The sequence below is a fragment of the Mycoplana sp. MJR14 genome (genome assembly GCF_029210525.1).
In the GTDB taxonomy this organism is placed as follows: Bacteria; Pseudomonadota; Alphaproteobacteria; order Rhizobiales; family Rhizobiaceae; genus Mycoplana.
Window position 1 is genome coordinate 23162 of the sequence record NZ_JARGEO010000008.1, and the last position, 22393, is coordinate 45554.

Here is a 22393-nt window from a genome sequence, read left to right on the forward strand (position 1 = left end):
AAGGAATAATCGATGGGCTCCCTGCAACTGAAATCCGTGCGCAAGTCCTTCGGGCCGGTCGACGTGCTGAAGGGCATCGACCTGGACGTGAAGGACGGCGAGTTCGTCATATTCGTCGGACCGTCGGGCTGCGGAAAATCGACGCTGCTGCGCATCATCGCGGGGCTGGAGGATGCGACCTCGGGCAACATCCTCATCGACGGCGCCGAGGTCAGCGCCGTGCCGCCGGCCAAGCGCGGCATCGCCATGGTGTTCCAGTCCTATGCGCTCTATCCGCACCTGAGCGTGAAGGACAACATGGGCCTCGGCCTCAAGCAGGCCGGCGCGCCGAAGGCGCAGATCGAGGAGCGGACGAAGAAGGCGTCCTCCATGCTGTCGCTGGAGAAGTATCTCGAGCGGCGGCCGGCGGAGCTTTCCGGCGGACAGCGCCAGCGCGTGGCGATCGGGCGGGCGATCGTGCGCGAACCGAAGCTGTTTCTGTTCGACGAGCCGCTGTCCAACCTCGACGCGGCGCTGCGCGTCAACACGCGGCTGGAGATCGCGCGGCTGCATCGCGAGCTGAAGGCGACGATGATCTACGTCACCCACGACCAGGTCGAGGCGATGACGCTGGCCGACAAGATCGTCGTGCTCGACGGCGGCGTGATCCAGCAGGTCGGCTCGCCGATGGAACTCTACAACAGGCCGGCCAACCTGTTCGTCGCCGGCTTCATCGGCTCGCCGGCGATGAACTTCATCGAGGCGGCGCGGCTCGGGCGAAGCGATGCGACGACGATCGGCATCCGTCCGGAACACATGACGCTGTCGCGCGAGAGCGGCGAGTGGAAGGGCCGGATCGTCCATGTCGAGCACCTCGGCGCCGACACGATCGTCTATCTCGACAGCGAGAAGGCCGGGCTCCTGACTGCGCGGCTGTTCGGCGAGCACCATTACGAGCCGGACGAGATCGTCCACGCGACGCCGAACGCTTCTCAACTCCACCGGTTCGGCGTTGACGGCAATGTGATACAATGAGGTCCCTCATCACGAAGGCGTGATCGGGGCGTTGTCCAGGGCCGTGGCCGATTGCGCTTCGGCAAGATTTAACATACAGAACTGTTTGTAAAACGGCGATGCGGGGGACTTTCGTTCTCCGCATCGAATCATTTCAAGGCCTTCCGGCCGAGATTCGCTCCTTTTTCGAGGCCGCCGGCCTCTCTTTGATCGTGGAACAACCGATGCGCATCATCAGACCGATTGCAATTGCGACAATGGGCAGCCTGCTGCTTCTGGCCGGATGCCAGAAGGAGGAGGACAAGCAGGCCGGGGCGCCGGCGATGCCGCCGATGCCGGTCGCGGTCATCACCACCAAGTCCGAGGAAGCGCCGATCATGAACGAGCTGCCGGGCCGCATCGCTGCGACCCGCATCGCCGAGGTCCGTCCGCGCGTCTCCGGCATCATCGTCGAGCGCGTGTTCGAGCAGGGCTCCATCGTCAAGGAAGGCGACGTGCTCTACCGGATCGACCCGGAGCCGTTCCGCGTGCAGGTCGAAAGCGCCGAGGGCACGCTCAGGCGCGCCAAGGCCGTGCAGCTGCAGGCCAAGCAGGCGGCCGACCGCCAGGAACAGCTGAAGAAGTCGAACGTCGCCTCCGAGCAGCAGTTCGACGACGCCGTGGCGCAGCTTGCGGCGGCGGACGCCGACGTGGCGATCGCCGAGGCCGGGCTTGCGACGGCAAAGCTCAACCTCCAGTATTCCGAAGTGAAGGCGCCGATCACCGGCCGCATCGGCCGGGCGCTGATCACCGAGGGCGCGCTGGTCAGCACCAGCGGCACCGAGGCGCTGGCGACGATCCAGCAGCTCGATCCCGTCTATGCCGACTTCACCCAGTCGGCGACCGACCTGATCCGCCTGCGCAAGGCGCTGCAGGACGGCGACCTGATGAACGACAACTCGGCGGACGTGACGCTGCTGTTCGACGACGGCACCGCCTACGGCCACACCGGCGAACTGCTGTTCTCGGAGGCCGCCGTCGACGAGACGACGGGCCAGGTGACCTTGCGCGGCGAATTCCCCAACCCCGACAACGATCTTCTGCCCGGAATGTATGTCCGCGTGCAGATCCAGCAGGGCATCCAGAAGAACGCGATCCTCGTGCCGCAGCAGGCCGTCCAGCGCGACACGGCCGGCCAGGCGCAGGTCTACGTCGTCAACGGCGAGAACAAGCTGGACGTCCGGCGGATCAACATCGGCCGCGCGGTCGACCAGCGCTACATCGTGACGAGCGGCCTGCAGCCGAACGAGAAGGTCGTCGTCGAAGGCTTCCAGAAGATCGGCCCCGGCGCCGCCGTGGTGCCTTCCGACTGGCAGCCGGCGGGTGCTACGACCCCTGCCGCCGCGAAGGAGGCAGCCGAGGCGCAGCCGGCCGCGGGCGAGGGGACGGCCGAGCCGGCCGCCAAGGCGAACTGAGGTCCTGAACAATGCCAAGATTTTTCATCGACAGGCCGATCTTCGCCTGGGTCGTCGCCATCTTCATCATGCTCGCGGGCGTGATCACGATTCCGATGCTGCCGGTCGCGCAGTATCCGAACGTGGCGCCGCCGCAGATTTCGATCTCCACCAACTATCCGGGCGCATCGCCCGAGGACATCTACCAGTCGGTGACGCGGCCGATCGAGGAGGAGCTGAACGGCGTGCCCGGGCTGCTCTACTTCGAATCCACCTCCGAATCCTCCGGCAGCATCTCCATCGACGTCACCTTTGCGCCCGGAACCAATATCGGCGAGGCGCAGGTGGAAGTGCAGAACCGCATCGCCCGCGTCGAGCCGCGCCTGCCGCAGGCCGTCACCCAGCAGGGCATGCGCGTCGAGCAGGCCAGCACCTCCTTCCTGATGGTGGTGGCGCTGTCTTCGACCGACGGCAACACGGACGCCATCGGCCTCGGCGACTATCTCAGCCGCAACGTGCTCGGCGAAATCCGGCGCGTGCCCGGCGTCGGTAGCGCGACGCTGTTTTCGACGCAGCGCTCGATGCGCGTCTGGGTCGATCCCGACAAGATGGTCGGCCTCAACCTGACGGTCGATGACGTCACCAATGCCATCTCGGCGCAGAACGCGCAGGTCTCGGCGGGCCAGATCGGCGCACAGCCCAATCCGATCGGCCAGCAGATCTCGGCGACCGTGCTCGTGCGCGGCCAGCTGACCTCGCCGGAGGAATTCGGCTCGATCGTGCTGCGCGCCAACCCGGACGGCTCGTCCGTGCGGCTTCGCGATGTCGCCACCATCGAGATCGGCGGCGAGAGCTACAACTTCTCGACGCGCCTCAGCGGCAATCCCACGGCCGCCATCGGCGTCCAGCTGTCGCCGACCGGCAATGCCATGTCGACGGCGGAAGGCGTGCGCACCAAGATGGAGGAACTGGCGAAGTTCTTCCCGGCGGGCGTCGAATACAGCATCCCCTACGACACGACCCCCTTCGTCGAGGTGTCGATCGAGAAGGTGATCCACACGCTGATCGAGGCGATCGGGCTCGTCTTCATCGTGATGTTCCTGTTCCTGCAGAACATCCGCTACACGATCATCCCGACGCTGGTGGTGCCGGTGGCGCTGCTCGGAACCTGTGCGGCGATGTTCGTCTCCGGCTTCTCGATCAACGTGCTCACCATGTTCGCGATGGTGCTGGCGATCGGCATCCTCGTCGACGACGCGATCGTCGTCGTCGAGAACGTCGAGCGCATCATGGCCGAAGAGGGCCTGTCGCCGAAGGAAGCCACGAAGAAGGCGATGAGCCAGATTTCCGGCGCGGTCATCGGCATCACGCTGGTGCTCTCGGCGGTGTTCATCCCGATGGCGTTCTTCCCGGGCGCGGTCGGCATCATCTATCAGCAGTTCAGCCTGACCATGGTGGTGTCGATCCTGTTCTCGGGCTTCCTGGCGCTGTCGCTGACGCCGGCGCTCTGCGCCACGTTCCTGAAGCCGATCCCGCAGGGCCATCACGAGAAGCGCGGCTTCTTCGGCTGGTTCAACCGCGGCTTCGACAGGACGGCGCACGGCTATTCCGGCGTGGTCGGCAAGGTCGTGCGGCGCTCCGGCCGGCTGATGGTCGTCTATCTCGCGCTGCTCGCCGGGCTTGCCTATGCCTATCTGCAGCTTCCGACGTCGTTCCTGCCGAACGAGGACCAGGGCTACCTGATCGTCGACATGCAGGCCCCGTCCGAAGCGAGCGGAACCCGTACGGCGGAGGTCATCCAGCAGGTGGAGAAGATCTTCCTCGGCGAGAAGGCCGTCGCTGACGTCGTGGCCATCTCCGGCTACAGCTTCTCCGGTACCGGCCAGAATGCCGGCCTCGCCTTCGTGCCCCTGAAGGACTGGTCCGAGCGCGGGCCGGAGGATTCGGCCGATGCGATCGCGGGCCGGGCCAACATGCAGCTGTTCGGCATCAAGGACGCGATGACGTTCTCGCTGTCGCCGCCGCCGATCCAGGGCCTCGGCAATTCGACCGGCTTCACCTTCCGCCTGCAGGACCGCGGCGGGCTGGGGCAGGCCGCGCTCTCGGCCGCCCGCGACCAGCTGATGGCCGCGGCGCAGAAGAGCCCGGTCGTGACCGGCCTGCGCATCGAGGGCATGCCGGACGCCGCACAGGTCAATCTGGTGATCGACCGCGAGAAGGCCAACACCTTCGGGGTGACCTTCGCCGACATCAACTCGACGATCTCGGCGAACCTCGGCTCGTCCTACGTCAACGACTTCCCGAACTCCGGGCGCATGCAGCGCGTGACGGTGCAGGCGGGGGCGGACAAGCGCATGCAGACCGCCGACCTCCTCAATCTCAACGTCCGCAATGCCAGCGGCGGCATGGTTCCGCTGTCGTCCTTTGCGACGGTGGAGTGGATCCGCGGGCCGCAGCAGATCGTCGGCTACAACGGCTATCCGGCGATCCGCATCGCCGGCCAGGCAGCACCCGGCTTCTCCTCCGGCGAGGCGATCGCCGAGATGGAGCGGCTCGCTGGCGAGCTGCCGAACGGCTTCGGCTACGAATGGACGGGCCAGTCGCTGCAGGAGATCCAGTCCGGATCGCAGGCGCCGGCGCTGATCGCGCTGTCGATCCTGTTCGTCTTCCTGCTGCTCTCGGCGCTCTACGAGAGCTGGTCGATCCCGCTGTCGGTCATGCTCGTCGTGCCGCTCGGCGTCATCGGCTCGGTGCTGGCGGTGACCTGGCGCGGCATGCCGAACGACGTCTACTTCCTCGTCGGCCTGATCACCATCATCGGCCTGTCGGCGAAGAACGCGATCCTGATCATCGAGTTCGCCAAGGACCTGCGCGCCGAGGGCAAGCCGTTGCTCGAGGCCACCATCGAGGCCTGCCGGCTGCGCTTCCGGCCGATCCTGATGACCTCGCTGGCCTTCACCCTCGGCGTGCTGCCGATGGCGATCGCCACGGGCGCCAGCGCCGCCAGCCAGAATGCGATCGGCACCGGCGTGATGGGCGGCATGATCTCGGCCACCATCCTCGCGATCTTCTTCGTACCGGTCTTCTTCGTGTTCGTCATGAAGCTCTTCGGCCGCAGCCCGAAGCAGGAAAAGCCGGCTGCGGAGCCGGCGCCGGCGCCCGGCGAGTGATCCCAGAATGCCCGCCGCACGGCGGGCATTTCCCCTTCTATCGGGAGGCAGCATGCGAAGGACAAAGGCGGACGCCGAAGCCACGCGCCAGCAGATCCTCGGCGCGGCCGAGCGCGTCTTCTTCGAAAAGGGCGTCTCCAACGCCTCGATGGAGGAGGTGGCGATCGCCGCCGGCGTCACCCGCGGCGCCATCTACTGGCATTTCGCCAACAAAACCGACCTCTTCATGGAGCTCTACAAGTCCGTGCCGCTGCCGCAGGAAGACATGATCGCCCGCGAGCTCGAGGTCGAGGGCGCCGACGTCTTTGCGGTGGTCGAGCGCATGGCCGCCGAGTGGCTGGATGTGCTGGCCCATGACGAGCAGCGCCAGCGGATCCTGTCGATCCTGCTCCGCTGCGACTATGGCGGCGAACTGGCGCCGGTGCTGGCGCAGCAGCAGCAGGTGTTCGACGAGCACGTGCGCATCCTCGAAATGGCCTTTGCGCGGACGGCCGAGAAGGGCCAGCTCCACAGCTGTTGGACGCCGCGCTCGCTCGCGACCGCCTTCTGCTGGATGATGAAGGGGCTGTGCGTCGAGTGGCTCCTGTTCGGGCGCCGCTTCGATATCGCCGTGGAAGGCCGCGAGGGCCTGGCCCGGTTCATGCGCGGGCTGAGGGCCGCCTGACCCTCCGTCGCGCCCGCCTGCGCCATTAGCGCGCCGGCACTGGCCTTGGTGATGTCAGGCGCTGTCTCCGGTCACCCTTGCGATCCATTCCTCGCCGATATTCCAACGCCTTAGCACGGAAAGCGGATCTTCCGAATCAAGCCTGGAGCAGATGCGGTAGACCTCCAGCACTTCGGCGCTCATCTCGCCCTTCTGGTAGAAATACATCGCCGCGGCATAGCGGGCGCGCCCCGACCACTCGACGCCTGTCGGGGTGCGGATCAGTTGCCAGTGGTGGCGCGTCTCTTCGTCCATTGCGGTCGTTTCTGTCCTTTTCTTCGCTCGAGGGCGGCGGTGTGTCGCCGGCATGGCCCTCATGTTTTGCCTAGGGGCCCCTCACGCTCGATTGCGAAGGCGCCCCTCACCCTAACCCTCTCCCCGCAGGCGGGGAGAGGGGACGGAGACGCTGCGGGAAGTGTCCTTCCCCCGCCTGCGGGGAGAAGGTGCCGGCAGGCGGATGAGGGGCGTTCCGCTTTCCGTCTTCCAATCCTACCGCAGCCCCGGCGGCGTTGCCGTCCGCCGCGCCAGCTTGACGAAGGGGCGGGGGACGATCTTCGCGCGCTTCATCATCTTCTGGTATTTCAGCTCCCGCATCGCATAGATCTCCACCCAGAGGTCGTCGGTGAACTTCGTGCCGTAGGGGCGCTCGAGGCTGGCGATCGCGATGTTGCGCTTGGCGGTCGGCGACCAGGTGGCGGCGGTGACGAGGCCGGCCTCGCGCTTGCCGCGATGATAGACGATCGCATGCTCGGCTGGAATATTCCCTTCGATTTCAAGGCCTACCAGGATGTGCTTCAGAGTTTGATTCCGGCGGGCGTCGAGGATGGCGCGGCGGCCGTTGAAATGCGGCTTGTCCGGATCGACCAGCCAGTCGAGGCCGATTTCGTCGGGCAGGCGGACGCGATCGGCGCGTAGCGCTGCCTCGGCGGTGACGAAGTCGGCATTGGCGACGATGAAGCCGGCCTCGATGCGCGTGCGGTTCAGTGCCGAATAGCCGATGGCGCGGATGCCATGCTCGCCGCCGGCGTCCCACAACCGGTCCCAGAGCGACAGGGCGGCGGCGCGGGGCACGAACAGCTCGTAGCCGAGGTCGCCGGTAAAGCCGGTGCGCGAGATCGTCACCGAGCTGCAGCCGGGGCCGCCGTCATGGGGAAAGTTCCCGATGTCGAAGGGCTTCAGCCGCTCTGCCCCGGCAAAGCCGGCCGCGACGAGGACTGCAAAGCTGGTCGGTCCCTGCAAGGCGAGGCCGGCGATCTCGTCGGTCTCCTCGCGGATGTCGACGGCAAGGCCGAAGCCGCTGTCGAGCAGCCAGGGCAGGTGGCGCTCCTGGCAGCAGAGGCGGAATTCCTGTTCGCCGAGCCGGAACAGCGTGCCATCGTCGAGCACGTGGCCGTGGTCGTCGCACCAGGCGGTGTAGTGGACGCGGCCGACGCCGAGCTTGCGCACGTCGCGCAGCGTCAGCCGGTTCAGATAGCGCTCGGCGTCGGGACCAGTGATCCGGTATTTCACCATCGGCGAGATGTCGAACAGCGCTGCCGTCGAGCGGATCGCGAAATATTCGAGCTCCTCGTCGAAGACCGCATGCGGCGCCTTGTAGCCGGCCCAGTTGTACCAGTCGTTGACCTGGTCGAGGGCGGCGAGCCGCGGGTGGAACGGCGTCTCCAGCCGGGGGGCGAGGATGTGATCGCGGGCGACGCGGCGGGCGTCCTGGGCATTTGCAGGCTTGGTCAGGGCGTTCATCGGCGGTCTCCGGCGAGGATGTGGCGGGCGGCGTTCCAGCCGGCGAGACCGGAGATGCCGCCGCCGGGATGGGCGCCGGCGCTGGCGAGATAGAGCCCCTCGATCGGCGTCGCATAGCCGGACGCCGCCCCCGTCGGCCGGTTGATCAGCAACTGGTCGGCCTGCAGCTCGCCATGATGCCAGTGGCCGCCGGGCAGGTTGTATTCGGTCTCGATATCGGCGGGCGTGGCGAGGTCGGCGGCGAGAATCGTGTCGCCGATGCCCGGCGCGTGGCGTTCGAGGATGTCGAGGACGATCCTCAGGAAGGCCGGCTTGCCGCTCTCCCAGCCTGCCTTGAGCCGGTAGGGCGCATATTGGATCAGCGCCGACAGGGTGCAGGCGCCGTCCGGCGCGAGCGTGGCGTCGGCCAGGCTCGGCAGCACGATCTCCATCACCGGATCCGGCGAGAACTCGCCATACTTGGCCGGGTTGAAGGCGTCCTCCACATGGGTCATCGAGCGGGCGATGACGATGCGGCCGGCATGGTCGCGGCCCGAAAGGCCGTCGAAGTTCGGCATGCGTGACAGGGCGAGGTCGAGCTTGGCGACGTTGCCGGCGGAGCGGACGTGGCGGATCGAACGCAGGAAGCCGGTGCCGGTCTCGACGGGATCGACGAGATACAGGAAGGTCGCCTGCGGATGGATCGCCGAGACCACGACGGGCGCGGTGAGTTCGGAGCCGTCGGCGAGCACGACGCCGCGGGTGCTGCCGCGATCGGCGAGGATGCGGCCGACGCGGGCGCCGCAGCGGATGGTGACGCCGGCGCTCTCGGCGGCTCTGACGAAGGCCGGTGCCACGGCCGCCATGCCGCCTTCGGGAATGAACTGGCCGCCGGCCTTGCCGGCCACTTCGCCGGTCAGGCGGTAGTAGAGCCCGAGCAGCGAGGTCGGCGAGCGGGGCCCTAGGTGGATGCCGAGCGTGGCGTCGAAGGCGAGCAATCCCTTCAACCGGTCGTCGTCCAGATATTCGTCGGCGACGTCGGCGACGTTCATCAGGAGCATGCGCAGGAAGTCGCGGCCCTCGGCGCGCCCCTTGCGGATCAGGCCGAGGCCGGCGGCGGCGAGCGTCGAGATGTCGCCGATGCCGATCGCGCCGAGCTGCGGCGGCGGGCGACGGAGGAAGCGCTTGAGGATGCCGGCCTGGAAGACGAGCTTGTCGCGCAGGCGGGAAAAGGCGGCGGCCTCTTCGGCGGCAACGCCGTCGATCGCCTCGCCATAGGCGCCGCGCAGCACGGCCGGCTCTCGTTCTCCGTCGAGGACGGCGGTCGGCATGGCCGGGCCGGGCCTGGCTGCAAGCGACAGGCCGAGGTCGCGGGCGACTTCCGGGTCGAGCCGGTTGACGAGGTGGGCGAGGCCGGCGGAGCGGAAGCCGGGCGCGAATTCGCGGCCGCGGGCCGCACCGCCCGGCGCGTTCGCCGCCTCCAGCACCAGCACCCTGCGGCCGCTGCGGCCGAGCTTGGCGGCGGCGGCAAGGCCGTTGTGGCCGGCGCCGATGACGATGGCGTCATAGGCGTGCGGGGCGGTTGCCGATGGAGCTTTCACGGGCGCATCAGATGACGTCATGGGCGTTGCTCATCTTCTCGGGGCTGCGCTTCAGGTCGCGGAGGATTTCCATGGCGGCGTTGCGTCCGGGCGCGCCCATGACGCCGCCGCCGGGATGGGTGGAGGAGCCGCAGATGTAGAGGCCGGCGATCGGGCTGCGGTACTGCGCGTAGCCGGGCACGGGGCGATTGAACAGGAGCTGGTCGAAGGTCAACTCGCCCTGGAAGATGTTGCCCTCGGTCAGGCCGACCTCGGCTTCCAGTTCGCGCGGGGTGCGCACCTCCATGTGGACGATGCGGTCGCGGAAACCCGGCGAATAGTCGGCGATCTGGCCGACGACGGTTTCGGCGAAGGCCGTGCGGTCGGCGTCCGTCCAGTCGCGGCCCTCGACCTTCGGCGGGCAGTACTGCACGAAGCAGCTCATGAAGTGCTTGCCGGGCGAGGTCATGGTCGGGTCCAGCGTGGTCGGGATCATCGCATCCAGCATCGGGTCGGCCGACCAGCGGCCGGCCTTCCAGTCGTCATAGGCGCGCTCCATGCGTTCGATCGTATCGGTGAAGTGCAGGTCGCCGCGGATGCAGGACGAGCCCTTCGGCAGGGCCGGAAACTCCGGCAGGCTGTCGAGTGCGATGTTCACCTTGCCGGACGAGCCGCGCATCTTGAAGTGCTTCACCCGGTGGACGAAGTCTTCCGGCAGGTCGGCCTCGTCGACGAGCTTCAGGAAGGTGCGCTTCACGTCGGCATTGGAGACGACGAGGCTGGCGCGGATCTCCTCGCCGCTTTCCAGCACGACGCCGGTGGTGCGGCCGCCGCGGGAGAAGATCTTTGCGACCGGCGCGTCGGTGCGGATCGTGCCGCCGGAGGCGATGAACGAACTCGCGAGCGCCTGGGTGACCGCGCCCATGCCGCCGCGGGCATAGCCCCAGGCACCAACCGAGCCGTCGACCTCGCCCATGTAGTGGTGCAGGAGCACATAGGCCGTGCCCGGCGACATCGGACCGAGCGCGGTGCCGATGATGCCGGAGATCGCCAGATAGGCCTTGATGACGTCGGTCTCGAAATATTCGTCGAGGAAGTCGGAGATCGACATGGTCCAGAATCGCAGCGTCTCGGCCATCTCACTGGCGCTGAATTCGCCGAACTTCTTCGCCAGGTAGACGAACTCGGCGATGTCGCGCGGGCGGAAGCCGAAGGGGTCGGGGGCGGTGCGCATCAGCAGCGGCTGGATGAAGCGGCACTGGCGGGTGACGTCGCGGGCGTAGCGCTCATAGGCCTCGGCGTCGCGCTTCGAATAGCGCGCGAACTCGCGGCGGTGGCTGTCGTGGTCGCGGTAGGAGGCGAGGTAGTCGCCGTCGCGGGTCAGAACCGCGCCGCCCTCGTAGGCGACCACCTGCAGGCCGTGCCTCGACAGTTCGAGGTCGCGCATGATCTCCGGGCGGAACAGCGAGCAGACATAGGAACAGTTGGAATAGAGAAAGCCGGGGGTCAGTTCGCGGCTGGTGGCGGCACCGCCGACCCAGCCGTTCTTCTCCAGCACCGCCACCTTCAGGCCGGCCCGCTGCAGGTAGCAGGCGGTCACAAGGCCGTTGTGGCCGCCGCCCACCACGAGGACGTCATATCGCTGCATGCTCGTTCTCCCTCATTGCCCAAAAGGCTGCATCAAACGCAAAAACTTGTCCAGATATTTTGAATGAATATTCAGCAAGTATGTTGCAATCGTCTGATAATGCGCTAGAATTTCGTGTTGAGATTGGTGCGGATGCGAAGGTGGGGACGTAGCTATGACCGAGCCGTCCGGGCAGGAGCACGAGCCGGAATACGACGACGATGCGATCCGCTTCCTCGCGGTCGTGTGGGGCGAGGGCTATCTCTCGCCCGGCGGTTCGCAGGAGGTGGACCGCGTCCTCGAAGGCATCGATCTGGCGGGGCGGTCGGTGCTCGATTTCGGCTGCGGCGCGGGCGGCGTGACGCTGCACATCGCCAAGGTGCACGGGCCGGCGGAGATCGTCGGCTACGACGTCGAGCAGCCGGTGGTCGACCGGGCGCGGGCGGCTGCGGTGCGCGAGGGGCTGACGGCGCAGGTCCGCTTCATTGCCACGCCGCCCGGCCGGCTGCCCTTCGACGACGGTGAGTTCGACGTCGTCTTCTCCAAGGATGCGATGGTCCATGTGCCCGACAAGGAGGCGCTGTTTGCCGAGCTTTACCGGGTGCTGAGGCCGGGCGGGCGGCTGGCCGCCTCCGACTGGCTGATTTCGCACGACGGCGAGCCGTCGACGGCGATGAAGGACTATGTCGCCGCCGAGGGGCTGATGTTCGGCATGGCCTCGCCGGCGCGCTATCTGGATGCGATGCGGGCCGCCGGCTTCGTCGAGGTCGCGGCCGTCGATCGCAACGGCTGGTACCGCGAGGTGGCGCGCACCGAGCTCGAGCGGCTGAAGGGTCCGCTGTGGGCGACGGCCGTGGCCGCCGTCGGCGAGGCCTATGTCGCCAAGAACATCCGCACCTGGGAAGCCATGCAGAAGGTGCTTGACACCGGCGAGCATTGCCCCACTCATCTTTTCGGCAGCAAGCCGGCCGGAGGCCATCCGTGAACGAGGCGCTGCGAAATCCCAAAATGAGAATGGCGGTGAAGATGCGGGCAAACGCGGCGCAGAAGGAAGCGACTGACATCGAGAAGAAGGGGCGCAAGGCCTCCAAGGAAACACGCAGGTTGCAGCTGATCGAGGCGACGATCGATTCGCTGGCGAAACGCGGCTATGCCGAGACGACGCTGGCCGACGTCGCCGACGGGGCGGGGCTGTCGCGCGGCATCGTCAACTTCCATTTCGAGAGCAAGGAGAAGCTGCTCGTCGCGACGCTGCAGGCGATGGCGGACGAATATGCCAACCATTGGTACACGGCGCTGGAGAAGGCGGGGCCGCGCCCGGCCGACCAGCTCTGGGCGCTGGTCGCCGCCGATTTCGACCGGCGGATCTGCACCAAGCGCAAGCTCGCCGCCTGGTGCGCCTTCTGGGGCGAGGCGAAGTCGCGGCCGACCTACCAGGCGCTCTGCGGCGCGCGCGACGTCAAGTACCAGGAGATGGTGATCACGCTCTGTGCCGCGCTCAAGGCGGAGGGCGGTTACGACTATACCGCCGAAACGATGGCGCTCTCGCTCTCCAGCATGCTGGAGGGGCTGTGGCTGCGGCTGATGATGGGCGACGGCCTCACCCGCGAGAAGGCGCACGAGGCGGCGATAGAGGCGATCGTCGCGATGTTTCCGAAGCATATCGCCCGCAACGGACCGAAATAGCCAACCAGAAAAAAGGGGAATGAGCATGAGCATCTCGCACAGGGCCGGAACGTTTTTCACGGTCGCCATGGCCGCCGCGCTGTCCGTCTCCACCGCGCTGCCTGCCAGAGCCGACGGGCTGACGGTGTTCGACTGGTCGGGCTACGAGGACCCGGCCTTCTTCCCCATCTACATCGAAAAGCATGGCGGCCCGCCGGACTTCGCCTTCTTCGGCGACGAGGAGGAGGCCTTCCAGAAGCTGCGCGCCGGCTTCAAGGCTGATGTCGCCCACCCTTGTGCGCAGAGCCTGCCGAAGTGGCGCGACGCGGGGATGATCGAGCCGCTCGACACCACCAGGCTCACGCACTGGAATGACGTGCTGCCCGGGCTGAAGTCGATGAAGGACCTGATGACCTCGGCGGACGGGACCGCCTGGCTCATTCCCTACGAGTGGGGCAATACCGTGCTGACCTACCGGACGGACCTGGTCAAGCCGGAGGAGGTCGCCTCTCTGAAGGCCTTCGCCGATCCGAAGTTCAAGGACCGGGTGTCGATTGGCGACAATGTCGACGACGTCTATGCGCTGGCGGCACTGGCGATCGGGGTGAAGGACTGGACGCAGATGACCGACGAGCAGTTCAAGGAGGCGTCGGAGTTCCTGCGTGAGGTGCACAAGAACGTCCGGCTCTACTGGACCGACAACACCGAACTCAGCCAGGCGATGGGGAGTGGGGAGATCGACCTGGCCTGGGCCTGGAACGAGACGGCGGTGACGCTTGCGGCCGAGGGCGTGCCGGTCGCGATGAAGCGGGACACCGCCGAGGGGCTGTCCACCTGGGTCTGCGGCTATGTCCGGCTGAAGGGCGGCGAAGGCAACGTCGACCAGCTCTACGACTATCTGAACGCCGTGACCGATCCCGCCGTCTCGAAATACATGGTGGAAAGCTGGGGCTACGGCCACTCCAACGCCAAGGGCATGGCTGCCGTCGATGCCGCCGTGCTGAAGGAGAAGGGCTATGGCGACGTGGAGACCTTCACGGAGGGCACGCTGTTCCAGTCCCCCTTGCCGAACGAGCTGCGGCAGAAGATGATCGCCGAATTCGAGAAGATCAAATCGGGATACTAGCGCCTGTCCCCAATGCCGCACATCCATGACGTGATCGTCGTCGGGGCCGGGTTCACCGGCCTCTCGGCCGCCCTTGCGCTTACCGGGCGGGACGTGCTGGTGCTGGAGGCGGCGGACCGCGTCGGCGGGCGGGTTGAATCGGCCCGCTTCGCCGACGGCACGCGGGTGGACACCGGCGCCCAGTTCGTCTGCGACGACATGGAAAACGTCATGGCGCTGCTCCGGCGCTATGGCAAGACGCTGGTGCACACGCCGATGGACGGCACGTCGCTGGTCCAGCCGCCCGGGCCGGATGACGACGACGCCTATCTGCAGTCGCGCGCCTTGCGGCTGCAGTTGCGTCGGCTCGACCCGGCCGATCCCGCGATTGCCGGGCTGACGGTCGCCGACTGGCTGGCGCGGCAGCGGGTCAGCACCGGCGCAGCACGCGCCTTCCGGTCGACCGTGGAGGGGCTGTGGTGCCGGCCGATCGGCGAACTGCCGATGTGGTATCTCGTCTCCAACGACCGGCGCATCACCAACAAGCAGACCGAGATCCAATATTTCGTCGGAGAGACCATCCATTCGCTGGCCGACGACATGGCCGCCGACCTCGGCGACCGCCTGCTGACCGGCCGTCCGGTCCGGCAGATCACGGTTACGGGGGAGGGGGTGGCGGTGGCTGCCGCGGGACGGATGTTCCTCGCCCGGCAGGCGATCGTTGCCGTGCCGCCGGTGATGGCCTCCCGGATCGCCTACGAGCCCGGCCTGCCGCCGCCGCTTGCGGCCGCGCTCGGCGCCTGGCGGAGCGGGACGGTGATCAAGGTGCAGGTCCGCTACCGCCGGCCGTTCTGGCGTGACGACGGGCTCAGCGGGCTGGTGGCGTGGCGCGATCCGCTCGGGCTGTTCTCCTGCGACGTCAGCCGCGAGGGCGCGGGCGCGACCCTCGTCGTCTTCATCGCCGGACCGCTGGCGCTCTCCTGGCGGCAGATGCCGGAGCCGGCCTTGCGGCAGGCGATCCTCGACAGGCTCGCCGGCGCGCTCGGCGCGGGAGCCCGGGAGGCCGAGGCGATCGTGCTGCGCGACTGGACCGACGACCGCTGGTGCGGCGGCGGCTATGGCGACACGATCTTCGACATGCAGGCACAGGATGCCGAGGACATCTTGCGCGCCGGCGCCGGCCCGATCCACTTCGCCAGTTCGGAACTCTCGCCGTCGTATCCGTGCTACGTGGAGGGGGCGATCGTGGCGGGGCGGGCGGTCGCGGCGGCGGTAGGCGTGGCGAATAGCGGGCAGTGGGTGGCGAATAGCGAGTGACTGGTTGTCCGCGCAGTTGGCGATTGCGCCGGACGGCGGGAACCTGCAAGCCTCCTCGCTCCTCGCTATCGGCCCACCCCATCCTCCGCCAGTAGCACGAACGCCTCCGGATCATAAGCGAGGCGGATCTCGGCGCCGAGCGGCAGGTCGTCGGCGCCGTAGTCGTTGGTCTCGATCATCGACAGCGGCTTCTCCAGCCCGTCAACGCCGATCGTCAGATGGGTGACCTCGCCAAAATAGGCGCGGTTTTCGACGCGGCCGACCAGTTCGTGCGGGGCGCGCTCGTCATCCCAGAGAAGCCGCAGGCGTTCCGGGCGGATGCCGACGGTGACCCGGCCGTCGGGGGCGGCAAAGCCCTTGGGGCGCTCCAGGCGGATCGTGCCGAAGCGGGCGGTTTCGACGGCGACGTCGCTTCCGCGCTCCGCAACGAGCCTGGCGCCGAGGAAGTTCATGCCGCCGAGGAAGTCCGCCACCTTGCGGGTGCGCGGGTGCTGATAGATCTCCTTCGGGGTCGCGACCTGGGCGATCCGGCCGCCGAACATCACCGCGATGCGGTCGGAGAGCGCCAGCGCCTCGTACTGGTCGTGGGTGACGAGGATGAAGGTGATGCCGACGGCCTTCTGCAGGCTGCGCAGTTCCACCTGCATCTCCTCGCGCAGCTTCTTGTCGAGCGCCGACAGCGGCTCGTCGAGGAGCAGCACCTTCGGCCGCATGACCAGCGCACGCGCGAGCGCCACGCGCTGACGCTGGCCGCCGGAGAGCTCGGTGGCCTTGCGCCGGTCGAGGCCGGTGAGCCGCACCTGGTCGAGCGCGTCGGAGACCCGGCGGCGCTCCTCGGCTGCGTCCAGCTTCAGCCGCTTCAGCCCGTAGGCGACGTTCTCGCCGACGTCGAGATGCGGGAAGATCGCGTAGTTCTGGAAGACCATGTTGGTCGGGCGGCGGTTGGCCGGCAGCAGCGTGCTCGTCACTCCGTCGATGCGGACCTCGCCGCTGGTCGGCACGTCGAAGCCGGCGATCAGCCGCAGGAGCGTGGTCTTGCCGCAGCCGGACGGGCCGAGCAGCGAGAAGAACTCGCCGGCGCCGATCTCCAGCGAGACGTCGTCGAGCGCCCGGTAGCTGGCGTAGAACCTGGAGACGTTTTCGATCGCGATCATCGGACGGTCCGGCATGGTGGCTCCTGTCAGGGTGCGAGCGTGGCGCGCGTGCGCCGCTCCGCCCGGCGCCGGAGGACCTCGGCGACGGTGAGGAGGACGACGGAGGCGAGGATCATCAGGCTGCCGAGCGCCAGCACGCCCGGCAGCTTGGCGGCGAAGCGCAGCTGGCCCCAGATATAGACCGGCAGCGTCGGCTCGGTGCCGGAGAGGAAGAAGGCCAGGATGAACTCGTCGAGCGAGATGGTGAAGGTGACGAGCAGGCTGGAGACGATCGCCGGCGCCACCACCGGCAGGGTGACGCGCCGGAAGGTGCCGAGCGCGGTCTCGCCGAGATCGTAGGAGGCCTCCTCCAGGCTGCGGTCGAAGCCCTCGAAGCCGGAGACGAGCACCGACATGGCGTATGGAATGCAGAAGACGACCTGGCCGAGGATGACCGTCACCAGCGACAGTTCCAGCCCCATCTGCAGCACGATCATCAGCAGCGAGACGGCGACGATGATCTCCGGCAGGAACAAGGGCGCCATGATCAGGCCGGTCGCCGGCTTCTGGCCGCGGAAGCGGTAGCGGGTGATGGCGCGGGCGGCGCAGATGCCGAGGATGGTGCTGAGCAGCGAGACGAAGACGCCGACGACTAGACTGTTGCGCGCCGCCTGCAAGAGCACCGTGTTGCCCCAGAGCGAGGCGTACCACTTGGTGGTGAAGCCGGCGAGCGGCAGCGTCGTGGTCGCCGCGTCGTTGAAGGAGAAGACCGGCAGGAGCAGGATCGGCAGGTAGAGGAACAGGAAATAGACCGCCACATAGAAGGGCAGGAAGGGGAGGAAGCGCAGCCTCTGCAGCATCAGCGGATCCTCCGGACGGCGACGCGCAGCGACAAGACGACCGCTGCGGCGACCAGCGAGACGAGCACCATGGTCGTGACCGAAAGTGCGGCGCCGAGCGGCCAGTTGGCGCCCTTGCCGAACTGCGCCTGGATGGCGGTGGCGATCATCACCCCGTCCTTGCCGCCGACGAGCTTCGGGGTGACGTAGTCGCCGACCGTCGGGATCATCACGATCAGGAAGGCGGAAATGACGCCCGGCATCGACAGCGGCAGGGTGACGCGCAGGAAGGCGCGCAGCGGGCCGTCGCCGAGGTCGCGCGCCGCCTCGATCAGCGTGCGGTCGATCTTCTGCAGCGAGACGTAGATCGGCAGGATGGCGAAGGCGGCCCAGCTGTGCACGAGGGTGATGACGACGGCGTTGGCATTGTAGAGCAGCGAGGTGATCGGCTGGTCGATCAGGCCGACCGACATCAGCCCGGTGTTGAGCACGCCGCCATAGCCGAGGATCACCTTCCAGGACATCACCCGCAAGAGATAGCTGGTCCAGCAGGGGATGGTGACGAGGAACAGCCAGAGGTTCCGGTGCGCGCCGCCGTGGAAGGAAATGAACCAGGCGATCGGATAGGAGAAGCCGACGGTGATCGCGCTGGTGAGAAGCGATATCCACAGCGAGCGGACGAACAGGTCGCGGTAGATCGGCTCGGTCAGCGCCTGGCGATAGTTCTCCAGGGTGAAGCTGCGGTCGATCTCGAGATAGTTCTGGGTCCAGAAACTGTAGGCGATGACGAGCAGGACCGGGACGAGAAGGAGGGCCAGCGCGTAGAGCAGCGTCGGCGAGATCATCGCCAGGCCGCGGGCCTCCTCACTGTGCCGCCAGCGCCCGCCTGTGGCGGGCTTCGGCGCGTCGGGCGCGGAGGTGATCGCCGCCGAGCTCATCGCGGCCTTCTCTTTGCGCTGCGGGGCCGTCCCTGCACGCGAATGCCTGCGGGACAGAGCCCGCTCTCCTCAGTTTGCGATGCCATCGCGACCGCCTTTTCGGCTTGTTGCTGTTCCCGGATTGAAGATGAGCGCAAACCACCATTGAAATCAAGCGGTATTTCTGAGATATTGATTGAACGCCCATTCAATATGAAATGAGAATATCCGTATTTTCAGCATGTTGGATCGCGAATTGACTATTTTCAAATGATCGGGAGTGGGGAATGGCTGCGATACCGAAGACGACCCGTGAGGCCGGATCCGCGGACGATGGCGTCAAGGACGAACTGAGCCTGATGGCCGAGGATCACCTGGTGCAGCCGTGGCCGGTGTCGGGATCGATCGGGGCGGAGGCGCGCGGGCGGCTGACGGCGGGCGAGGGCATCTATGTCACCGACGCCGCCGGCCGCCGGCTGATCGACGGGCCCGCCGGAATGTGGTGCGTCAATGCCGGTCACCGCCGCCGGGAGCTTGCCGAGGTGATGGCGGCGCAGGCGATGGAACTCTCCTACAATTCGCCGTGGTACACGACGAACGCGCCGTCGGCGATCCTGTCCAAGCGGCTCGCCGGCCATGCGCCGGAGGGGCTCGACCACGTGTTCTACACGACCGGCGGCTCCTCGGCGGTGGAGACGGCGCTGCGCTTCATGCAGTTTGCCAACAATGTGAAGGGGCGGGGCGAGAAGAAGCTGATCGTCTCCCGCCAGGGCGGCTATCACGGCTCGACCTACCTGTCGGCCTCGCTGAACGGGCGGCCGCGCGACCAGGACTGGATGGACAGCGCGAGCGAACTGGTGATCAAGCTCACCTGCCCGAACCCGTTCCGCCGGCCGGATGGCGTCGGTGCTGCCGAATTCTGCGACTATCTCGTATCTGAATTCCGCGACGTGATCGAGACGGTCGGCGCCGAGCGCATCGGCGCCTTCGTTGCCGAGCCGATCATGGCCTCGGGCGGCGTCATCGTGCCGCCGGACGGCTATCTGTCCCGGATGCGCGCGCTCTGCCGGGACAACGACATCCTGTTCATCGCCGACGAGGTGGTGACCGCCTTCGGACGGCTCGGGCAGGTGTTCGCCTCGCAGGACGTGTTCGGGCTCGACCCGGACATGATCACCTTTGCCAAGGGGGTGACGTCCGGCTACTTCCCGCTCGGCGGCGTGATGATCGCAGGCCGGCTGCTCGAGGACCTGCGCCGTTCCAACCATTCCGAGGCGATGTTCGCGCACGGGCTGACCTATTCGAGCCACCCGGTCGGCTGCGCGGTGGCGCTGAAGAACCTCGACATTCTCGAGGACGGCCTGCTGGAGCATGCCCGCGCCGTCTCCTCGCACTTCCAGTCGCGCCTGAAAGCGCTGGAAGCGCTTCCGCTGGTCGGCGAGGTGCGCGGCATGGGGCTGATGGCCTGCATCGAATGCGTGGCCGACCGGACGAGCAACAACCCGCTGACGCTGGACCTGGAGGTGGGCAAGCGGATCGACGGCCATTGCCAGGAACTAGGGCTGCTGGTGCGGCCGCTGATCAACATGTGCGTGATGTCGCCGCCGCTCACGATCACCACCGCCCAGATCGACGAGATGGCCGACATCCTGCGCCGCGGCATCGAGCTGACGATGGACGACCTGGTGCGGGAAGGGCTGTGGCACGGGTGAGGCCGAGGGGGAGGCGACCGTTCCCGGCTCTGACGCGACGGGGCCCGCGAAAGCGGGCCCCGTTCCTGTTTCGGCGCGGATCGGTAGTGGATCGGCGGCGAAGCGGTCAGCGCATACCCGCATTGAGCGCTGCCATGTCGCGCTCCTCAGGCGCTGCCGCAAGCGTCATCACCGGCAGCACCTTGCGCAGGTGGTCGTGGTGGGTGCGCACGCCGTATTCGAGGTCGGAGAGATAGAAGCCGGGGAAGGCGGCGGACGTCATCGCCTCGTTCGACCAGATCGTCAGTTGCACGTCCTCGGACTGGGTGTCGCGGTCGATGCGGGCGGCGAGGTAGCGGGCGGCGGCCTGTTCGCGCGTCTCGTCGCGGTAGCGGTAGACGGCACTGCGCAGCATCGTCCGGCCGACGGTGATCGGGAACTCCTGGTAGAACTGGAGGCTTTCCGGCGTCACCGCGATCACCGCATTCGGGAAGATGCCGAAGTAGATCCACGCCTTGCGCAGATATTCGGGCAGGGCGGTGTTCTCGGGGGCGATCTTGACGTAGCGGCCGACGCTCCAGCGGCGGCCGGCATGCGGGTTGAAGGTCGCAAAGGAGCGGCACAGTCCATCGACGAAGGGCTCGTCGTAGTAGGTCGAGCCGTAGAGATCCTGCAGCGCCGGATGGGCCATCGCCACGTGGTAGCCTTCGTTGTCGACGTCGCGCACCGACTTCCAGTTGACCGGCGTCTCCTGCGTATGGATTTCCCCGACCGGCACCATTTCCGCCGGGCGGTAATGGGACAGCTCGGCCTCGAACGGGCGCATCATCTCGGCGACGGAGGGTTGCGGCCCCGGCGCGAAGCGGATGAAGACGAAGCCCATCCAGACTTCGCACTCGATCGTCCTCAGCGCGAACTCGTTCTTGTCCATCGGCGGGAAGGAGCGGGGGCGGGCGGCGCCCCTGAGCGTTCCGTCGAGATTGTAGACCCAGCCGTGGAAGGGACAGACGAGCGCGTTGCGGCAGGTGCCGCTCTCGTCGGCGACCAGCCGTGAGCCGCGGTGGCGGCAGATATTGTGGAACGCCTTCACCGTCCCGCCCTGGTCGCGCAGGATCAGCGCCCGCTCGCCGACGATGTCGAGGGTGATGTAGTTGCCCGCCTCGGGAATGTCGGAGACGTGGCAGGCGATCTGCCAGTGCTCCCGGAAGACGTGCTGCTTTTCGAGCTCCAGCAGGGCGGGGCTGTGATAGCACCATCCGGGCAATCCGCTGCGGTCCCAGTCGTTCGGAATGGAGATGTCACGGATCATCTCGTTCATTTTCGTTCCTCTATTTTGCTGAACGTTCATTCAATTAAAGCACATTTCCATAAACAGAGGAATAGGTTGGGAGCAATCGGGCGGATTTTTCAAGACGCACAATCGTTTGCCGCCAATCCGCAGCGGCGGCCCGGCGTGCACGATGTCGCTCGTCGCCTCGGACGCTGGCCGAAGCGGAGGAGGGGCGCTAGCGGTCGAGCTCGGGATAGTAGCGGTCGAGACCGGGCCGGAGCTTCTCGCCGATCATGCAATCGGAATCGCCGGCCACCGGGATGATGGTGGCGGGGGGCTGGGTGCCGCTGACCTCGAGGATCAGCTTGCGGCGGATCGCGATGGCGAAGTCCTCCGGCTCCTGGACCGAGACGACGAAGGCGCCGGGCCCGCCGATGACGCAGTCGGCATAGTAGCGGTCGAGCGGGCCGTAGGCCGCCGACGGGCGGATCATGATCGCAAGCCCGTTGACGACGATGCCGAGCGAGGTTGCCGCATCGCGGGCCGGCGTCACGGGGGCGCCGTAGTTGTTGGGGCCGTCGCCGGAGATGTCGATCACCCGGCGCACGCCGGCATAGCCGTTGCCGTCGAAGAGTTTCGAACCATAGGCGATCGCCGCCGAGAGCGAGGTGCCGCGCAGCGAGGCGAAGGGGCGTTCCTTGATCAGCTTGGCAAAGCGCGCGGCGTCGTCCGAGGTCTCGATCAGCGCCCACGGCATCTGGGAGTTCTTGCCGATCGTCCCGCCCCATTCGAAATAGCTGATGGCGATGCGGCCCTGGAAGCCCTCGCGGATGGCGGACAGAAAGTCGGGATGGGTGAGGGCAGCGACGTAGCCGGCGCGCTGGACCTGCGCCTCCTCCAGGTCCATCGAGCCGGAGATGTCGACGGCAAGCACCAGTTCGAGGTCGACGTCGGTACCGGCCTCGGCAGCGGCGCTGGTCGGGCCGCCATAGGCTGAGAGGCTCAGGAGCGTGGCGAGTGCGGCAACCAGCATGCAGCATTCCCTCCTTCTGACGGGTTCGCAGACGCCCGGCGGGGCGAAAGCGAAACACACGGAACGATGCGCTCCGTGCCAGCCATATATCCCCAGACTCTAGCACAGCCCGTCGTTCCGGCAGAAACGCAATTGCGTTCAACTCTCGGTGATGCGATCTCTGTTCGCCGCCGCCGACGGTTCGCTTCAAGGAGCCTT

Annotated in this window: 18 protein-coding genes; 9 read left to right on the forward strand and 9 right to left on the reverse strand. The window is 67.1% G+C overall.

The features are described from left to right. Positions 1 to 12 precede the first annotated feature (12 nt). The 4 genes from P0086_RS18030 to P0086_RS18045 all read left to right on the forward strand — a co-directional run bounded on the left by P0086_RS18030 (position 13) and on the right by P0086_RS18045 (position 6260). Entirely contained in the window at positions 13 to 1014 is a 1002-nt protein-coding gene (locus P0086_RS18030; protein ID WP_112609996.1) for an ABC transporter ATP-binding protein, read from the forward strand. A gap of 191 nt (positions 1015 to 1205) precedes the next feature. Further along, positions 1206 to 2447, forward strand: coding sequence for an efflux RND transporter periplasmic adaptor subunit (locus P0086_RS18035; RefSeq protein ID WP_112610010.1), 1242 nt, complete (start codon positions 1206 to 1208; stop codon positions 2445 to 2447). Positions 2448 to 2458: 11 nt separating this feature from the next. Further along, complete coding sequence (locus P0086_RS18040) at positions 2459 to 5596, forward strand: efflux RND transporter permease subunit (RefSeq protein WP_148652219.1); 3138 nt, start codon at positions 2459 to 2461, stop codon at positions 5594 to 5596. Positions 5597 to 5648: 52 nt separating this feature from the next. Then, positions 5649 to 6260 (forward strand): TetR family transcriptional regulator, encoded by a 612-nt coding sequence (locus P0086_RS18045; protein ID WP_112598464.1) that lies wholly within the window; start codon positions 5649 to 5651, stop codon positions 6258 to 6260. Between the two features lie 54 nt (positions 6261 to 6314). Here P0086_RS18045 and P0086_RS18050 read toward each other — a convergent pair whose 3' ends face one another. The 4 genes from P0086_RS18050 to P0086_RS18065 all read right to left on the reverse strand — a co-directional run bounded on the left by P0086_RS18050 (position 6315) and on the right by P0086_RS18065 (position 11246). Beyond that, complete coding sequence (locus P0086_RS18050) at positions 6315 to 6554, reverse strand: hypothetical protein (protein WP_112598466.1); 240 nt, start codon at positions 6552 to 6554, stop codon at positions 6315 to 6317. Positions 6555 to 6788: 234 nt separating this feature from the next. Then, complete coding sequence (locus P0086_RS18055) at positions 6789 to 8039, reverse strand: aminomethyltransferase family protein (RefSeq protein WP_275788058.1); 1251 nt, start codon at positions 8037 to 8039, stop codon at positions 6789 to 6791. Further along, positions 8036 to 9619, reverse strand: a complete 1584-nt coding sequence (locus P0086_RS18060; protein ID WP_275788061.1) for an NAD(P)/FAD-dependent oxidoreductase — start codon at positions 9617 to 9619, stop codon at positions 8036 to 8038. Before P0086_RS18060 ends, P0086_RS18055 begins: the two co-directional genes overlap by 4 nt. A gap of 7 nt (positions 9620 to 9626) precedes the next feature. Beyond that, a complete protein-coding gene (locus tag P0086_RS18065; RefSeq protein WP_275788064.1) occupies positions 9627 to 11246 on the reverse strand; it encodes an NAD(P)/FAD-dependent oxidoreductase in 1620 nt (539 codons plus the stop codon). A gap of 154 nt (positions 11247 to 11400) precedes the next feature. On the opposite strand from P0086_RS18065, the gene P0086_RS18070 reads away from it, so the two are divergent. From P0086_RS18070 to P0086_RS18085, 4 genes are read left to right on the forward strand one after another with little or no spacing between them, the layout of a single operon-like run. Then, positions 11401 to 12210, forward strand: a complete 810-nt coding sequence (locus P0086_RS18070; protein WP_275788067.1) for a methyltransferase domain-containing protein — start codon at positions 11401 to 11403, stop codon at positions 12208 to 12210. A gap of 41 nt (positions 12211 to 12251) precedes the next feature. Beyond that, positions 12252 to 12911 (forward strand): TetR family transcriptional regulator C-terminal domain-containing protein, encoded by a 660-nt coding sequence (locus P0086_RS18075; RefSeq protein ID WP_275788294.1) that lies wholly within the window; start codon positions 12252 to 12254, stop codon positions 12909 to 12911. Between the two features lie 19 nt (positions 12912 to 12930). Continuing rightward, positions 12931 to 14016 (forward strand): extracellular solute-binding protein, encoded by a 1086-nt coding sequence (locus P0086_RS18080; RefSeq protein ID WP_275788070.1) that lies wholly within the window; start codon positions 12931 to 12933, stop codon positions 14014 to 14016. 12 nt (positions 14017 to 14028) lie between these two features. Continuing rightward, positions 14029 to 15312 (forward strand): FAD-dependent oxidoreductase, encoded by a 1284-nt coding sequence (locus P0086_RS18085; protein ID WP_275788073.1) that lies wholly within the window; start codon positions 14029 to 14031, stop codon positions 15310 to 15312. A 65-nt stretch (positions 15313 to 15377) separates the two neighbouring features. On the opposite strand, the gene P0086_RS18090 is transcribed toward P0086_RS18085, so the two are convergent. The 3 genes from P0086_RS18090 to P0086_RS18100 are packed head-to-tail and all read right to left on the reverse strand — an operon-like array spanning position 15378 to position 18129. Then, complete coding sequence (locus tag P0086_RS18090) at positions 15378 to 16466, reverse strand: ABC transporter ATP-binding protein (RefSeq protein ID WP_275788296.1); 1089 nt, start codon at positions 16464 to 16466, stop codon at positions 15378 to 15380. Between the two features lie 26 nt (positions 16467 to 16492). Continuing rightward, positions 16493 to 17305 (reverse strand): ABC transporter permease, encoded by an 813-nt coding sequence (locus P0086_RS18095; RefSeq protein ID WP_275788075.1) that lies wholly within the window; start codon positions 17303 to 17305, stop codon positions 16493 to 16495. After that, the gene (locus P0086_RS18100) at positions 17305 to 18129 is read right to left on the reverse strand and encodes an ABC transporter permease (RefSeq protein WP_275788298.1); all 825 of its coding nucleotides are present in this window, start codon (positions 18127 to 18129) and stop codon (positions 17305 to 17307) included. Before P0086_RS18100 ends, P0086_RS18095 begins: the two co-directional genes overlap by 1 nt. A 431-nt stretch (positions 18130 to 18560) precedes the next feature. Between P0086_RS18100 and P0086_RS18105 the strand changes: the two genes are divergently transcribed. Continuing rightward, positions 18561 to 19913 carry an aminotransferase gene (locus tag P0086_RS18105; protein WP_275788300.1) on the forward strand — a complete coding sequence of 451 codons (1353 nt, stop codon included), beginning with the start codon at positions 18561 to 18563 and terminating at the stop codon, positions 19911 to 19913. Positions 19914 to 20019: 106 nt separating this feature from the next. On the opposite strand, the gene P0086_RS18110 is transcribed toward P0086_RS18105, so the two are convergent. Beyond that, on the reverse strand, positions 20020 to 21210 hold the full coding sequence (locus P0086_RS18110) for an aromatic ring-hydroxylating dioxygenase subunit alpha (protein ID WP_112599348.1): 1191 nt from the start codon (positions 21208 to 21210) through the stop codon (positions 20020 to 20022). A gap of 187 nt (positions 21211 to 21397) precedes the next feature. After that, positions 21398 to 22192, reverse strand: a complete 795-nt coding sequence (locus P0086_RS18115) for a DUF1194 domain-containing protein (protein WP_112599367.1) — start codon at positions 22190 to 22192, stop codon at positions 21398 to 21400. Positions 22193 to 22393: the final 201 nt, after the last annotated feature.

What these genes read in the sequence shown, in the direction of transcription:
- P0086_RS18070 (WP_275788067.1), top strand. Translation starts at nt 11,401, where the DNA reads ATGACCGAGCCGTCCGGGCAGGAGCACGAGCCGGAATACGACGACGAT.
- P0086_RS18095 (WP_275788075.1), bottom strand. Translation starts at nt 17,305, where the DNA reads ATGCTGCAGAGGCTGCGCTTCCTCCCCTTCCTGCCCTTCTATGTGGCG.
- P0086_RS18080 (WP_275788070.1), top strand. Translation starts at nt 12,931, where the DNA reads ATGAGCATGAGCATCTCGCACAGGGCCGGAACGTTTTTCACGGTCGCC.
- P0086_RS18055 (WP_275788058.1), bottom strand. Translation starts at nt 8,039, where the DNA reads ATGAACGCCCTGACCAAGCCTGCAAATGCCCAGGACGCCCGCCGCGTC.
- P0086_RS18105 (WP_275788300.1), top strand. Translation starts at nt 18,561, where the DNA reads ATGGCCGAGGATCACCTGGTGCAGCCGTGGCCGGTGTCGGGATCGATC.
- P0086_RS18075 (WP_275788294.1), top strand. Translation starts at nt 12,252, where the DNA reads ATGCGGGCAAACGCGGCGCAGAAGGAAGCGACTGACATCGAGAAGAAG.
- P0086_RS18050 (WP_112598466.1), bottom strand. Translation starts at nt 6,554, where the DNA reads ATGGACGAAGAGACGCGCCACCACTGGCAACTGATCCGCACCCCGACA.
- P0086_RS18030 (WP_112609996.1), top strand. Translation starts at nt 13, where the DNA reads ATGGGCTCCCTGCAACTGAAATCCGTGCGCAAGTCCTTCGGGCCGGTC.
- P0086_RS18040 (WP_148652219.1), top strand. Translation starts at nt 2,459, where the DNA reads ATGCCAAGATTTTTCATCGACAGGCCGATCTTCGCCTGGGTCGTCGCC.
- P0086_RS18100 (WP_275788298.1), bottom strand. Translation starts at nt 18,129, where the DNA reads ATGATCTCGCCGACGCTGCTCTACGCGCTGGCCCTCCTTCTCGTCCCG.
- P0086_RS18065 (WP_275788064.1), bottom strand. Translation starts at nt 11,246, where the DNA reads ATGCAGCGATATGACGTCCTCGTGGTGGGCGGCGGCCACAACGGCCTT.
- P0086_RS18090 (WP_275788296.1), bottom strand. Translation starts at nt 16,466, where the DNA reads ATGATCGCGATCGAAAACGTCTCCAGGTTCTACGCCAGCTACCGGGCG.
- P0086_RS18045 (WP_112598464.1), top strand. Translation starts at nt 5,649, where the DNA reads ATGCGAAGGACAAAGGCGGACGCCGAAGCCACGCGCCAGCAGATCCTC.
- P0086_RS18110 (WP_112599348.1), bottom strand. Translation starts at nt 21,210, where the DNA reads ATGAACGAGATGATCCGTGACATCTCCATTCCGAACGACTGGGACCGC.
- P0086_RS18085 (WP_275788073.1), top strand. Translation starts at nt 14,029, where the DNA reads ATGCCGCACATCCATGACGTGATCGTCGTCGGGGCCGGGTTCACCGGC.